Here is a 14,272-nt window from a genome sequence, read left to right on the forward strand (position 1 = left end):
CCCGTCGGTACAACGTTTTCACTGTCAGTCGCGTAATGTCGCTATGAGCACGACACACGACCGCCCGATCACAATCGAGACCCGAACCGAACTTGACGACGTGCTGGCTGGCGAGGAGCGCGTCCTCGTGATGGTCCGCACCGAGGGGTGTACGATTTGCCAATCGATGGAACCGATCCTGGACAACGTCGCCCGCGCGACCGAGGCCCGTGTCGTCGTCTTCAACCCGAAACGGGATCTCGACGCCGTGGCTGCCTTCGACGTGCGCTCGGTGCCGACGTTCCTGCTGTTCGCCGCCGGCGAACTGGTCGACCGCCGGGCCGACGGTTTCGTTCCCACCGCCGATCTGGTCGCGTTCGTCGAAGGCGAGTGAGCGCCGTTTCACGCGCTGACACACCGGGAGAACTCTTATCAGGCCACTCCGGGAACACCGACGTGATGTCCCTCCAGATCGGCTCCGCCGTCGGCGGAGCAGTCGACCGACTCGTCAGTCGAACCGGCGGTGCCCTGCTCGTGAGTTACTCGGTGCTCGTGATCGCGATACAGGTGTCGATGAACACAGCTATCGCTCAGCTCTACCGCCAGATGGGGTTCACCGAGGCAGCGACCCTGCTGCCGCTCGCCCTCGACATCCCCCTCGGTGTCGCTGTGGGGAGTATCTTCGTGGCGATGCTTCTCTCGACGTACCTTTCGGTCGTCGGGGTCCGAACCTTCGTCGCGGACGCACAGGAGTCGTTCCCGGCGGGCGCGTTGACCCGGAACGTCCCGCTGGCCGTGTTGAACGTGCTGGTCGGTGGCGTCGTCTACGGGCTGGCCGTGTTCGTCGGCTCGCTGTTGCTCCTCGTTCCGGGGATCTTCCTGTACGTCGTTTTGATCTTCATGGTCCCGTACATCGCAGTCGAGGACCGCAACTTCGTCACTGCGCTCCGGGAGAGCTACCGCCTCAGCGAGGGCAACCGGGTGGCGCTCTTCGCGTTGCTGGTCCTCGTCGTGGCAGTCAGTGGCGTCTTCGGCGGTATCGTCGGTGCCGGCGCGTTCCTGCTCTCGCCGTCGCTGTCTCAGCTACTGATCACGCTCGTCCAGGCACCCACGTCGCTGTTCTCGCTCGCCGTGATCTCGGTCGCGTACAGCCAGCTCCGCGAGGGCGAATCCGACTCCGGTGTCACGCCCGGTCCGTCGGAGGATACCGGGGCGACGACCGCACTCTGAGCGTGTCTGTGTAGGGTCGTGAGCCTGTCTTCCTGAGACCGAACGACGTGTGATTATACCCCTTCGACCAGCCGTTCGATGTGTTCCGGTGGAACCGCTCCGCGGGCGGCGTGGCCGTCGTAGGCGAACGTCGGGACGCCGGTCACGCCCGCCTGCTGTGCGGTCGCGAACTGCTGGCGGACTTCCGCCCGGAGCGCCTCGTCGTCCAGCGCCGAGTGAACCGTCTCGGCCTCGACACCGGCGTCGGTCGCCAGATCGACGAGCACGTCCGTCGCTCCGATGTCGCGCCCCTCCTGCCAGAGCGCGTCGAAGACAGCCTCGTCGAAAGCCAGCCACGTCTCGTAGTCGGTGTGTGATTTCAGGTAGTACGAGACCACCTGCGCCGGCAGCGAGTCGATATCGGTCGCGATGTCGAGGTCCATCTCGACCCCGTACTCGTCCTGGAGGCGGCGCACGTTCTGTTTGGCCTGTTCGTAGTAGTCGTCGTCTTTCCCGTCGTCGACGGAGTGGTCGATGGTGCCGTCGGGGGACCGCTTCCCGCTCCGGAGATCGAAGGGGTGCCAGTCGATGTCGAGGGGCTCCTCGCGTGTCGCCTGGTACTGTCGGAGCGATTCCCGTCCGAGGTAACAGAACGGACAGACGTAATCGGAGTAGACCGTGATCTGCGGTGCGTCGCTCATGCATGGGGTTGGAGCGGCGACTACAAAAACCGACGGCCGACTGCCGCCGGCCGCGGACGACCGTCAGGCGTCGACGGCGTCGAGTATCGTCTCGATGTGTCCGACGAGCGTGTCCGCATCGGCCGCAAGCAGTGTCGCACTCGCTTCGACGCCGACTTCGCCGTTGTCGACGACGGCGACGGGCGTCTCCGCGCTCGCCTCGAAGGCCTGGCCGACCCCCCACGTTGTCGCTGGCGTCTCCGCGTCGGCCGGGCGGTCGGCCCGGTCGTACGCGGAGACGGAGCCGGCCAGCTCCTCCAGGGCCGCCTGCACGTCGTCGTTCAGCCGGCAGTTGACGGCGAACCGAACGGCCGGGTCGTGTTCCCGAGCGGCCAGTAGGAACCGGCCGACCGTCCCGGAGACGCCGTAGCGGACACCCCGGTTAGGCCGGACCCCGTCCCGGGTCCGGGTGATGCGGCCCTCGACGGCGGCGGCGTCGTCGGGCGTCTCGGCGTAGGCTGTCGCGCCGGCGACAGTCATCCCGACTTCGGGGACCAGCGGCGAGACGTCCCGGTCGACACACGCCGAGACGATCCGCTCGACGGCTTCGACGGTCTCCGTCCTGCTGGCCTCGTTGCGGAGTTCGACCATGTGGTGGACGGCACCCGGTCCCTCGCCGATGTCGTGGTGGTACCGGACCGCCCGCGCCAGAAGGTCGATCCCCCCCGACACGGCTCCGGACAGGTCGTCGCCGTGGGCCAGACGGGTTGCGATCGCTGACGAAAGCGTACAGCCCGAGCCGTGGGTCGCGGCCGTCTCGATCCGGTCGTGGCGAAAACTCGTGACGCCAGCCCCCTCCCCTGGCGCGGTCACGAGCGTATCGACGACCTCCTCGCCGGTGATGTGGCCGCCCTTGACGAGCGCGGCGTCGGCCCCCATCTCGACGATGTCACGGCCCGCGCGTTCGGCGGCCTCGGGGTCCCCGACTTCCCGACCGGTCAGGACCTCGGCCTCGTCGGCGTTGGGCGTGACGAGCGTCGCCTCGGCGAACAGTCGCTCGTACGCGTCCTCCGCGTCCTCGTCGAGCAGGCGATCCCCCGAGGCGGCGACCATCACCGGATCGACGACGAGGTTCGGTAGCTCCGGGGCGTGCTCGACCACGAGGTCGACCACCTCGCTCGTCGCGAGCATCCCGGTCTTGACCGCTCCTAGATCGAAGTCGGAACGCACCGACTCGATCTGTGCCTCGATCTCCTCGATCGGAAGCAGGTGTTGGCCCTGGACGCCGATCGTGTTCTGTGCCGTGACGCTGGTGATCGCGCTGGTCCCGAATCCGCCACCGGCCTCGATCGTCTTGAGGTCGGCCTGGATGCCGGCCCCGCCGCCGGAATCGCTCCCGGCGATCGTCAGCACGACCGGGGGTGTGACTGGTGCGTCTGCGCGTGTCATGGACGGTGTGTCGATCGGTGGGAAAAAATCCCTGCTGGTCTCGCCGTCCTAGTATGCTAATAATACTCCGTATCACATTCGGGAAACACTTATAGGGTATCGATTGCCTACAGTGGGATACCACGATGGAATCGGCACCGAACGAATCCCAAGCGGAGTACGGCAGTTTCACCACCGGCGGCGGCGACGTTGTCATCTACGACCGGGAGAACCCGGAGGCATGGCTCCAGTCGAACTATGCCGTCGATATCGGTGCCACTTCGGAACGAACAAGTGCGTAACTGCCCCTTCTGACACCGGCTCTCGACGGCTCCGAGCCATCGGCTCGCGGACCGTCGCTTCCGTACCCCCTTGAACGTGGTGGCCGGCGTAGCCACGCCCCGATCAGCGACGACGAGACGCGACCAGCGTTCCGAGTGCCAGCGCCAGGACGGCGAGTGCGACCGTGAACCCTGGGCCGTCCGTACTCGTCGTCCGTGGCGTGGTCGTCCCCGACACTGGTGTCGGTGTCGGTGTGGGGGTCGACTCTGTCGTCGCGGCCGGCGTGACGGTGATCGTGACCGGGTCGGCGCTGCCGGCCGCCACCAGCACGTCGCCCGGTTCGGGCAGTCTGATCCCGGTCGACAGCTCCGTGCTGTTTCGGGGCGGGAGATACACCTGTCGATCCGTGACCCGCTCGAAGTCCCGCGTGAACACGACCCGTCCAGCGGCGGGGATGTCGGCGGTGTTCGTGACCATCGCCGTCACGACGACCTCGCTCCCGGCGCGCGCGCTCCGTGAACTGACCGCGATATCGGTCACTTCCGCCCGGGCCGGCCGCTGGACGAGGACGGTGACGTTGGTCCCGTCCAGACTCAGCGTGTACTGCCCGGGGGTCGCGAACGTGTGCGAGAGCGGGACCACCCGTGTCGTCGTCGGCTCGATCCGCCCCCCCGCGGTCGTCACTGTCGTCCCGTTGATATCCATCGTCGCGTTGTACTGCCCCTCGGTCCCGCCGGCGTTTCGGACGATCGCGTCGACGGTCAGCGTCTCGCCGACGACCAACTGGATCGGCATCTCACCCCCGATTGGTCCGTCCCGATACTGTCCGTCCACCCGGTAGGCCGAGCGGTTGTCTCCCGCCGGGAGCGCGTACCCGATACGGGCGGGTAACTGTCCGAACACGGCCGCGTGGCGGCTCTCGTTCCACATCCTCACGGTCGCCGTGGACCCGGTGTAGTTGGCGGCCAGCGTGCGGGCCTGCTCGCCCCCGGCCCGCTCGACCGCCGACAGCAGGCTCGCTTGTGTCACCGGCCGCTCACGCCCGTTCAACAGGCGCATCGTGTCCTGAAACGTCCGTTCGTCGTTGGTCGGCAGGCGGATCTGTTCGTCGATGCGCCCGGCGACCAGCGGGCCACGGTAGTAGTCGGCGCTCTCCTCCCACGTCGAGGGTGCCGCGAGGATGATTCCGTCGTAGACCGGATCGGCGCCGGCGCCGAGTCGCGATCGATAGGCGTCGAAGTCGATCCGGTCCTGTTCCAGTGTGAGGGCGGCAGCGTAGTACACGGCGCTGGATTCGACGAGCCAGCGGGTCCTGCTCGTCGGCCTGAACGCTTGCCTGCTGTGGACGTACTCGTGGAGCCAGATGTTCTCCGCCGTGTCGAGCCGTTCGTCGTCTTTGACCCACATGTCGGCGTCACCGACCTGATAGCCGCGGGCGCCCCAGGTGACGTTTGTCCCGGTCGGCGCCGCGACGACGAAGACGCGCTCGTCCCGATCGCCGACCCGGAGCGCGTTCGAGGCGTTCGACAGCGACGACAGGACCGAGTCGGGGGACTCCGCCATCGAAGCACGGTCGGGGACCACGAGTCGGATGGTCTGATCGTTGGCCGTCCGCTCCGTCGTCGTTCCGGTACCGAGATATACGAGCCACTCGCCGGCCGCCCCCGGCCCGACCGTGTGGATGTCCCGCCGGAAGGTCACCGGCGTGGTCCCGACGTAGGTCCACTCCGTGGGCGTCGCCGAGCGGGTAAACAGCGCCCACTCGCCGGCGTCGACGCCGACGTACCGGCCGGCGGCGCTCTCCGGCCCGGACCGGTCGAGAGTTTCGTTGGGGTTCCGACGGTACGCGAGGGTCGGCGTGGCCGACTCGCCGTCCCACTCGTAGGTCGTCCCGTTGACGCGGGTGAACCCGGTCGTGCGTGTCACGGTCGCGTTCTCGGGGAGTGTCGTTTCGAGCGAGCGGACGCGGTCGGGGATCGCGTAGCGTAACCGAACGTCGACGCTGCCGGAGTTGTTGGCCGTGAGGGCGAACGACTGGTTGACGGTGATCGTCTCGCCGTCGGCCACCTGTTCGGAGGGGATTCCGTCCTGAGAACCGATCTGTGCGCTTTCGGTTCCTTCGACGGTACCACCGCTGCTCGCTCCGGCGGCGTCGACCGCCCCCGCCCGATGGGGCGTCCCGTCCGGTGTCGCCGCCACCACCGGGACGAACGCCACGAGAACGAGCAGGGCCGTGAGTCCGGCGGCGACGGTCCACCGGCGCGCCCCGTGCATTGACCCATGGTACCGGCTCACGGTTGAAATAGTTGACCGATACCCGGTGAGGGCACACATCCGGAGGATACCGATTCAGCGGAACTGTACGACTCCCGTCCGCTACCGACCACTCTATTCGGAGCTATAGCCCTCATAGTCACACTCAAACGACGTTCCGATGGAGTTCCAGGCGTGAGTCTGTTAGCAGACGGGACGGCCGAGTCGCTGCCGATCGAACAGATGATCCCCGCACGGGCGCAGATCCCGGACGACCCCGAGCCAGGGAACTACGTCGTCGTCGACGTTGCACAGTTCTCGACGACGGTCCCGGAGCTGTTCGCGAACGGCGCCGAGTACATCCACATCACCGAAAACCGTGGTGAAGAGCCGGCGTTCCAGGCGGACCATCCACGGGCGAAGATCGGCGGTGGCTCCGGTCCGAACTACCGCGGCGAGGAGGGATACGATTTCTTCAACTCGCCGAGTTTCGTCCAGGACGTCGACGTGGCCGGCCGGCCGACGGCGATGACGTCCACGAACGGTGGGAACGCCGTTACCGATCTCCGACTCGCGGGGGGCGACGGGGTGAACATCTACGTCGGGGGGTTCACCAACGGTGTCACACTGGCCGAACACCTCCGGGAACAGGACGAGGATACGTACTTCGTCGCCGCTGGGTCCAACGGCAAACCGTCACCCGAGGACGTCGCGGGCGCGCTGTTCATCGCTCGCCACCTGCTTGCGGACCCACCGACCGACCGCGAACGGGCGGTGTACCGCGAGATGGTCGAGTTCTCGAAGGGCGCGAAGTACGAACGGCGCCCCCAGATCAAGCGGACGGACCTCTACGAGTACGTCCTCGACTTCGATAGCCGCGACATCGTCCCGAAGCTCGACGGACAGAAGCTCTACGACGTCTCCGAGGACTGATGCGGACGGATGTCCACACGCACACGACGTTCTCCGACGGGTCGGCCCTGTCGGCGATGATCGAGGCGGCCGAAGCGGCCGGACTCGACGGCCTCGGTCTCACCGACCACTGTATCCTGACCGAGGACGCGTTCGGCCGCCACGAGACGTACGACCTCGATTCGACCTACGAACGGCGCCGCGAGCGGATCGATACAGCCCGCTCGACAACCGATCTGACGCTGTACGACGCGGCCGAGGTGAGCTACGTCCCGGAAGACGCCGATCGGATTCGGGAGTTCCTCGCGACCGCCGACTTCGAGTACAGTATCGGCAGCGTCCACTTCGCCGGGGGCTACGACTACACCTCCGACGCCCAGTACGTCGATAGCACAGCGGAGGTCCGACGGGACGCCGTCGAACGCTACTACGACACGGTCGTCGACTTGGTCGAGGCCGACCTGTTCGACGTGCTGGGTCACCTCGATCTGCCGGAGCGACTGGAGACGCTCCGGGGGGTCTCGCGCCCGAGCGATTACGACCGCGTCGCCGCGGCGTTGGCCGACTCACGGACCGTTCCGGAACTCAACGCCGGACGGGTCAACGACGCGCTCGGACGACCCCATCCGGACCCGTCGATGCTGTCACGGTTCGCCGACCACGGTGTCGGATTCGTGCTCGGCACCGACAGTCACCGACCCGAAGAGGTGACAACGCGAGTCCCGACGCTCCGTGACCGGATCACCCGATCAGCTATCGACTGCCTGGAGATCGACGCTCTCCTCGCTTGACACCCTTCGGTACGGCCGTGGTATTGCCCCGTTCGGCGTATGGTGGCCGGACTGGTCGACCCATCTCACCGTCGCTCACACGCCGACAGCCGGCGGTCTCCGTTCAGTTCTTTGCAGACACCGAGATTCGACACAGCGAATCGACCGTTCAGTCGTCTCCCGGCTCTGCATACCACTCAATAGCGATCGGGAGTGATCCCGACCGCACTGACCCGTGGACAACAGCACGTACCAAACGGTATCGGCACCGAGACGCCAATATCACACATATCACGGATTAAATAAAACGGAGGAAAACTCCCTCCCGTATGGGAATTAACACCTCGGCGGAGTCGAGTAGCGTGTTCAGCTTCGACCACAGGGACATGATGGTGTTCATCCTCGTGATGTCCCTGCACGGGTTCCAGAGCATGATCACCGAACTCCTTCCGGAGTTCTCGATGGGCGGGCTGGGCCTGGAGATCGGCCCGTTCTGGTTCGTCGCGATGTCGGTGGTCCTGCTGTTCCGGTCGTTCTGGGCCTGTCTCGCGATTCCCGTCGGTGGCATCGTCTTCGGTGAGATACTGATCGGTGACTTCAGCGCTCTCGGGGCCGTGGAAGGACTGATCGTCATCACCATGTCGTGGTTTTTCGCCATGTCGTTGATCACCGATCCGACGGACGTGAAACAGATCGCGGCCGTCGGCTTCCTCGCGAAAGCGATGGAGGAAGTCGCGGCGTGGTTCATCGACGTCGGGAAGTTCTACGTTGGCGTCGAAGAACTCGAAGCCATCTCGTGGCTGCCGGAGACGGTCTGGGCAACCGAGGGGATGGGGGCACTCGTTCAGATCATCGGGGCCGGCCTGATCTTCGGTGCGATCCCGACGCTGTATCTCTACCCCCGCCTGCGCGGGAAGATCGAACCGCTGCTCGGGATGAACCCGATCGACGGTCGCGACGGCCCGATGTTCACCCGGTCGTCGCTGAAGCGACTGGTCGCCTGGGCTGCCCTGCTCCCGATCGCCTTCGCCGTCGAGATGCTCAGCGAGACCAGCGGCGGCCTCATCGTCTTCGAACCGCAGTTCGTCGAAACGTACGGGCAAGCGTTCCTGTTCGTCCCGATCGTGATCTCCGCGCTCGTCGCGTTCGGGCTCGTCTACTACCGCCAGCAGCGGACCCAGGCCTGAGCCCACAGCATGAGCCAGGACACAATCGTCGTCGACAACCTGACGTTCCGCTATCCCGGCGGTGACGAGCCGGTGTTACGGGATGCGAACCTGACGATCGAACCCGGGGAGTTCACGGCGATCGTCGGCGGCAACGGCAGCGGAAAGACGACGCTGTGTAAGACGTTCAACGGCCTGATCCCGCACTTCTTCGAGGGCGAACTCGACGGCACGGTCGAGGTTGCCGGAATCGACACGGTCGACTCCAGTGTGGCCGAGCTGTCCAGACACGTCGGGTACGTGTTCCAGGACTTCGAGAACCAACTGGTCCAGGAGACGGTGCGTGACGACGTCGAGTTCGCCCCACTGAACTACGGTCTCGACGACTACGAGGAGCGGGCCACGCGTGCGCTGGAGGCGGTCGGCCTCGCGGACCTCGACGACCGGTTCATCTGGGAGCTGAGCGGCGGTCAGCAACACCTGGTCGCGCTCGCGGGCGTGCTCGCGATGGACCCCGAGTTCATCTTCATCGACGAGCCGGCCGCGCAACTGGACCCACACAACGCACGGGAGACCTACGAGCAACTCCGCTGGCTCCACGAGGAACAGGACAAGACGATCATCGTCATCGAGCACCACTCCGAGTTCATCGGCGAGTACTGCGATCAGATGGCGCTGGTGTCCGACGGCGGCGTCGCCTGGAAGGAGCCGGTGTCGGTCGGTCTCAACCGCCTCGACGATCTCCTCGCCCACGACATCCACCCGCCACAGGTGACACAGATCGCCGACGGGCTGCCGTCGGGGGCGGGGCGGCTTCCCGACGGCCGGTACCCCGTCACCGTCGAGGGGGCAGTGACGGCATTCACCGACGCGCCCCCACAGCTGGCCGACGGCGGCGTCGAGGCGACGACACCGGCAGCTGACACGACCACACCGGTGACCGCTGGTGACGACGAAGTCCTCGTCTCGCTGGAAGGCGTCGAGCACGGCTATCCGACGCTGAGGGAGGGGTACAACCGGGTCCTCGACGGTCTCGATCTCGACCTGTACGCCGGCGACCGCGTGGCTCTCGTCGGTGCCAACGGCGCCGGCAAGTCGACGCTCCTGCGGCTCATCACCGGCATCGAGGCACCCGATTCGGGGACCGTGACCGTACTCGGGAGAGCGACCGACGACACGCTCCCGGAGGAGTTGGCCGACGATACCGTCTACATCCACCAGAACCCCGAGGAGATGTTCGTCGAAGACACCGTCCGCAAGGACATCGCGTACTACCTCGAAGATCGCGACGCGGACGGCGTCGACGCACGCGTCGACGACATCGTCCAGTATCTGGACCTGGCGGAACTCGCCGACAGGGACGGTCGACTGATGAGCCTCGGCCAGCAGCGCCGGGCGTCGCTCGGGATCGGTCTGGCGACGGACCCGACCGTCGTGTTGCTGGACGAACCGACCGGCAGTCTCGACCTGCAGAGCCGCCGTGAGGTGACGGGGATGCTCCGGAAAGCCGAGAGCCGCGTCGAGACGGTCGTCGTCGCCTCTCACGATCTCCAACTGGTAGCCGCCTGGGCCGACCGGGTGATCGTCATGGGCGACGGCGACGTGCTCGCCGACGCGCCGCCGGCCGACGTCTTCGACGACACGGACCTGCTGGCCGAGGCCGATCTCCGTCAACCGCAGGTCGTCGAACTCGGCGACCGCCTCGACGTGGCGTCACCGGTGCTCACTACCGATGCGATGGTCGAGGCGATCAGTTCGACCGAACTCGGCGGTTCCGGACATCCCGACGACCCAGCCGACGTACCAACTTCGGAGGACCGATGAAATACGTCGACGCCTTCACCGACATCTCGGTCGCCGATGTCAAGGTCGATCTGATGCGGACGGCCTACGACAACGAGGACGCGTTGTTGAACACGTTCGATCCACGGGTCGTGTTGCTGTGGACGGTCCTGTTCATGATCGTCCCGTGGCTGTTCTACGACCCGCTCCCGCTCGCGGTGATGCTCGGGGCGGCGTTCGTCCTCGCGGCGCTGTCGCAGGTCAGCAAGTACCTGCTCGCCCTGTTGCTGTTCGGGCAACTCACCAACGTCGGCTTCTTCGTCGTCGTCGTCCCGCTGATGGGTGGTGTGCTCCGCGCCGCGGCGTACCTCGGTGACAACGCAGACCGAGTGATCGACGCCGCCGTAGCGCTCGACCTCGGCGTCTTCGCTGAGACCGGGGCGATCGTCGCGACCGCGACCAGCCAGGCTATCACCACCGCGTTGACGAGCCAGGAGGCCGGTATCGACGCCGTCGGCGCGGTCGTCCCGTTCTTCCTCAAACTGACGATCATCTCGGTTATCAGTCTCGCCGTCTTCTCCGCGATGAGCCCACAGAAGATCAGCAAGGGGATGCTTCGGCTCGGTGTCCCGCGGCAGCTCACCTTCGCCATCGCCTACGGCTACCGGATGATGCCGCTGCTCGTCGAGGAGTACCACGCGCTGATCAACTCCTTCCGGCTCCGGAGCAAAGTGCCCGAGGAGAAGGGGTTCCTGAACTGGCGGTACTTCTACTACCTACTGAAGCTCTCGATCAAGGCGTTCTATCCGCTCATCTTCAACGTCGCCAAACGCGCCCGTGTCACCGTGGAGGCGATGGAGACGAAAGGGTTCTCACAGTCGCTTGCGGACTCCGAGAGTCGGACGCTTCGGACGGAGAACATGCGGATCCAACCGCGTGACGTGTCGTTCGTCTTCGGTTCGTTGGTGTTCGTCGTCGCCCTCTCGGTGGTGTTCGGTGGGTAGCGTCCACTGGCTGTCGTCCCTACCGACTCGGCACCCGCAATCCTTACCCCGGGGACGACCACAGAGAGGGATATGACAGAGGCGACGGGTATCGTCGGGGAGTTCCTCGCGCTCAAGGAGGAGACCGACGCCGACGTGCTGACGATGCAGTGTGGGGACTTCTACGAGTTCTTCGACGAGGACGCCGAACTGGTGGCGGACGAACTCGACCTGAAGGTGAGCCAGAAGTCCTCGCACGGTTCTTCGTATCCGATGGCCGGCGTCCCGGTCGACGATCTGACGCCGTACGTCTCGGCGCTCGTCGAACGGGGCTACCGGGTCGCCGTAGCCGACCAACACGAGACGGCCGACGGCCACGCCCGGGAGATCACCCGCGTGGTCACTCCTGGCACGCACGTCGAGACGGGTGACGACGCGGCCCAGTACCTCGCGACGGTCGTCCGGGACAGCGAGGGTCGGGGTGCCTCGGGCAACACGGGGTCCAGCGATGGCGACACCTACGGCCTGGCGTTCGCCGACGTGACGACCGGCCAGTTCCAGGTGACACAACTCGATGACGCCGACCCGGGTGCGGTGCTCTCGGAGCTGTACACCTTCTCGCCGGCCGAGATCCTGCCGGGGCCGGACCTGCGGGGGGACGACGAGTTCCTCGACCGCCTTCGCGAGCGGACCGACGCGACGCTGACCCTACACGCCACGGAGGCGTTCGCGCCCGGCCGTGCTCGCCACCGGGTCCGCGAGCAGTTCGGGGCCGAGACGCTCGACAGCGTCGGTGTCGCCGACGACGACGCGGCCATCGCTGCCGCCGGTGCCGCGCTGGCCTACGTCGAGGAGACCGGCGTCGGCACGCTGGCAGCGGTCACGCGGTTGCAGGCCTACGGCGCCCGCGAGACCGTCGACCTGGACGCGACGACCCAGCGCAACCTCGAACTCACCGAGACCATGCAAGGGGACAGTTCGGGATCGCTGTTCGAGACGATCGATCACACTGTCACCGCCGCCGGCGGGCGACTCCTGCGGCGCTGGCTCCAGCGGCCCCGCCGCGATCGGGGGGAACTGCGCCGTCGCCAGTCCAGCGTGGCGGCGCTGACCCGGGCAGCGATGGCCCGCGAGACCATCCGAGAGACGCTGGGTGACGCCTACGACCTCGAACGGCTGGCCGCCCGGGCGACCTCCGGCAGCGCCGACGCGCGAGACCTCCGGGCCGTCCAGGAGACGCTGGCACTGCTCCCACGGATCGCCGACGCCGTCGCGGAGACGGAGCGCCTGGCCGACTCGCCGCTGGCGGACGCGCTGGCCGGCGCCGACCGCGAGGCCGCCGCGACACTGGCGGCGGAACTCGACGACGCGCTCGTCGAGGACCCGCCCGGGACCGTCACGCAGGGCGGGCTGTTCCGCCGGGGCTACGACGCGGCCCTCGACGACCTCATCGAGGAACACGAGGCCGCCCTGGAGTGGCTGGAGACGCTGCCGGAGCGGGAGAAAGACCGGACCGGGATCACCCACCTCTCGGTCGACCGCAACAAGACCGACGGCTACTACATCCAGGTCGGGAAGAGCGAGACCGACCAGGTGCCCGACGACTACGAGGAGATCAAGACGCTCAAGAACTCCAAGCGGTACACCATCCCGGAACTCGACGAGAAAGAGCGGGACGTCCTCCGACTGGAGGAGCGCCGCCACGACATGGAGTACGAGCGGTTCCAGGACGTGCGCGAGCGGGTCGCCGACCGCGCGACGCTGTTGCAGGACGTGGGCCGGGCGCTGGCGGAGATCGACGCGCTCGGGTCGCTCGCGACGCATGCCGTCGCGAACGACTGGACCCGGCCGGAACTGACCGAGGGCCGTGAACTGTCGATCGAGGCCGGCCGCCATCCGGTCGTCGAACAGACCACCGAGTTCGTTCCCAACGACCTCTACATGGACGAGGACCGGCAGTTCCTGGTCGTCACCGGCCCCAACATGAGCGGGAAGTCGACGTACATGCGCCAGGCGGCGCTGCTGACGCTTTTGGCCCAGGCCGGCAGTTTCGTCCCGGCACGCTCGGCCACAGTCGGGGTCGTCGACGGCATCTACACTCGCGTCGGCGCCCTTGACGAACTCGCACAGGGCCGGTCGACGTTCATGGTCGAGATGCAGGAGCTGTCGAACATCCTCCACTCAGCGACCGAGGAGTCGCTGGTCATCTTAGACGAGGTCGGCCGCGGGACCGCTACCTTCGACGGCATCTCGATCGCGTGGGCGGCCACGGAGTACCTGCACAACGAGGTCCGCGCGAAGACGTTGTTTGCGACCCACTACCACGAACTGACGACGCTGGCGGACCACCTCGACCGGGTCGAGAACGTCCACGTCGCCGTCGCCGGCGACCCCGAGGACGGCGAAGACGACGTGACCTTCCTCCGGACGGTCCGGGACGGTCCGACCGACCGGAGCTACGGTATTCACGTCGCGGACATGGCTGGCGTTCCCGAACCGGTCGTCGACCGCTCACAGGCGGTGCTGGATCGCCTCCGCGAGGAGAAGGCCATCGAGGCCAGAGGGAGCAGCGGTAGCGGGACGAAACAGGCCGTCTTCGACCTCTCGTCGGGTAGTTTCGCCGCCGCGGAGGGGGCGATGGCCGGCGAGCAACAGGCCAGCGCCGACGGCGGCGCGACGGCACCGACCGATGCCGTCACCGACCGCTTCGGCGAGGACGCCGAGGCGGTGTTGGCGGCCCTCTCGGAACTGGACGTCAACGAGACGCCACCGGTCGAGTTGATGGCGAAAGTCCAGTCCTGGCAAGACGACCTCGAAGAATGACGCCA

General features: G+C 66.7%; 12 protein-coding genes. 9 read left to right on the top strand and 3 right to left on the bottom strand.

The annotated features are described in order from the left end of the window. Nucleotides 1-43: 43 nt before the first annotated feature. Together VJ109_RS10045 and VJ109_RS10050 are read left to right on the top strand one after the other, a co-directional pair. Nucleotides 44-373, top strand: a complete 330-nt coding sequence (locus tag VJ109_RS10045) for a thioredoxin family protein (protein ID WP_324756463.1) — start codon at nt 44-46, stop codon at nt 371-373. A gap of 65 nt (nt 374-438) precedes the next feature. Beyond that, a complete protein-coding gene (locus tag VJ109_RS10050; protein WP_324756464.1) occupies nt 439-1,209 on the top strand; it encodes a DUF7847 domain-containing protein in 771 nt (256 codons plus the stop codon). A 53-nt stretch (nt 1,210-1,262) separates the two neighbouring features. Here VJ109_RS10050 and VJ109_RS10055 read toward each other — a convergent pair whose 3' ends face one another. Together VJ109_RS10055 and thiD are read right to left on the bottom strand one after the other, a co-directional pair. Further along, on the bottom strand, nt 1,263-1,889 hold the full coding sequence (locus tag VJ109_RS10055) for a DsbA family oxidoreductase (protein WP_324756466.1): 627 nt from the start codon (nt 1,887-1,889) through the stop codon (nt 1,263-1,265). Between the two features lie 63 nt (nt 1,890-1,952). After that, nucleotides 1,953-3,317, bottom strand: coding sequence for a bifunctional hydroxymethylpyrimidine kinase/phosphomethylpyrimidine kinase (gene thiD, locus VJ109_RS10060; RefSeq protein ID WP_324756468.1), 1,365 nt, complete (start codon nt 3,315-3,317; stop codon nt 1,953-1,955). Nucleotides 3,318-3,442: 125 nt separating this feature from the next. Here thiD and VJ109_RS10065 point away from each other — a divergent pair, with 125 nt between their 5' ends. Beyond that, complete coding sequence (locus VJ109_RS10065) at nt 3,443-3,598, top strand: DUF7331 family protein (protein WP_324756471.1); 156 nt, start codon at nt 3,443-3,445, stop codon at nt 3,596-3,598. A gap of 103 nt (nt 3,599-3,701) precedes the next feature. On the opposite strand, the gene VJ109_RS10070 is transcribed toward VJ109_RS10065, so the two are convergent. Further along, nucleotides 3,702-5,852, bottom strand: a complete 2,151-nt coding sequence (locus tag VJ109_RS10070; protein WP_324756473.1) for a PGF-CTERM sorting domain-containing protein — start codon at nt 5,850-5,852, stop codon at nt 3,702-3,704. 222 nt (nt 5,853-6,074) lie between these two features. Between VJ109_RS10070 and VJ109_RS10075 the strand changes: the two genes are divergently transcribed. The 6 genes from VJ109_RS10075 (at nt 6,075) to mutS (ending at nt 14,267) form a co-directional block, all read left to right on the top strand. After that, a complete protein-coding gene (locus tag VJ109_RS10075) occupies nt 6,075-6,764 on the top strand; it encodes a 2-phosphosulfolactate phosphatase (protein ID WP_434737278.1) in 690 nt (229 codons plus the stop codon). After that, nucleotides 6,764-7,534 (top strand): PHP domain-containing protein, encoded by a 771-nt coding sequence (locus tag VJ109_RS10080; RefSeq protein ID WP_324756476.1) that lies wholly within the window; start codon nt 6,764-6,766, stop codon nt 7,532-7,534. The genes VJ109_RS10075 and VJ109_RS10080 overlap by 1 nt, the downstream gene beginning before the upstream one ends. Nucleotides 7,535-7,842: 308 nt before the next feature. Continuing rightward, nucleotides 7,843-8,700, top strand: coding sequence for a DUF8171 family membrane protein (locus VJ109_RS10085; protein WP_276223075.1), 858 nt, complete (start codon nt 7,843-7,845; stop codon nt 8,698-8,700). A gap of 9 nt (nt 8,701-8,709) precedes the next feature. Continuing rightward, nucleotides 8,710-10,503, top strand: a complete 1,794-nt coding sequence (locus tag VJ109_RS10090) for an ABC transporter ATP-binding protein (RefSeq protein ID WP_324756479.1) — start codon at nt 8,710-8,712, stop codon at nt 10,501-10,503. Beyond that, nucleotides 10,500-11,465, top strand: coding sequence for an energy-coupling factor transporter transmembrane component T family protein (locus VJ109_RS10095; protein ID WP_324756480.1), 966 nt, complete (start codon nt 10,500-10,502; stop codon nt 11,463-11,465). The genes VJ109_RS10090 and VJ109_RS10095 overlap by 4 nt, the downstream gene beginning before the upstream one ends. A gap of 72 nt (nt 11,466-11,537) precedes the next feature. Beyond that, the gene (gene mutS, locus VJ109_RS10100) at nt 11,538-14,267 is read left to right on the top strand and encodes a DNA mismatch repair protein MutS (RefSeq protein ID WP_324756481.1); all 2,730 of its coding nucleotides are present in this window, start codon (nt 11,538-11,540) and stop codon (nt 14,265-14,267) included. Nucleotides 14,268-14,272: the final 5 nt, after the last annotated feature.

The sequence above is a fragment of the Haloarcula montana genome, from assembly GCF_035666295.1.
Taxonomy (GTDB): domain Archaea; phylum Halobacteriota; class Halobacteria; order Halobacteriales; family Haloarculaceae; genus Haloarcula; species Haloarcula montana.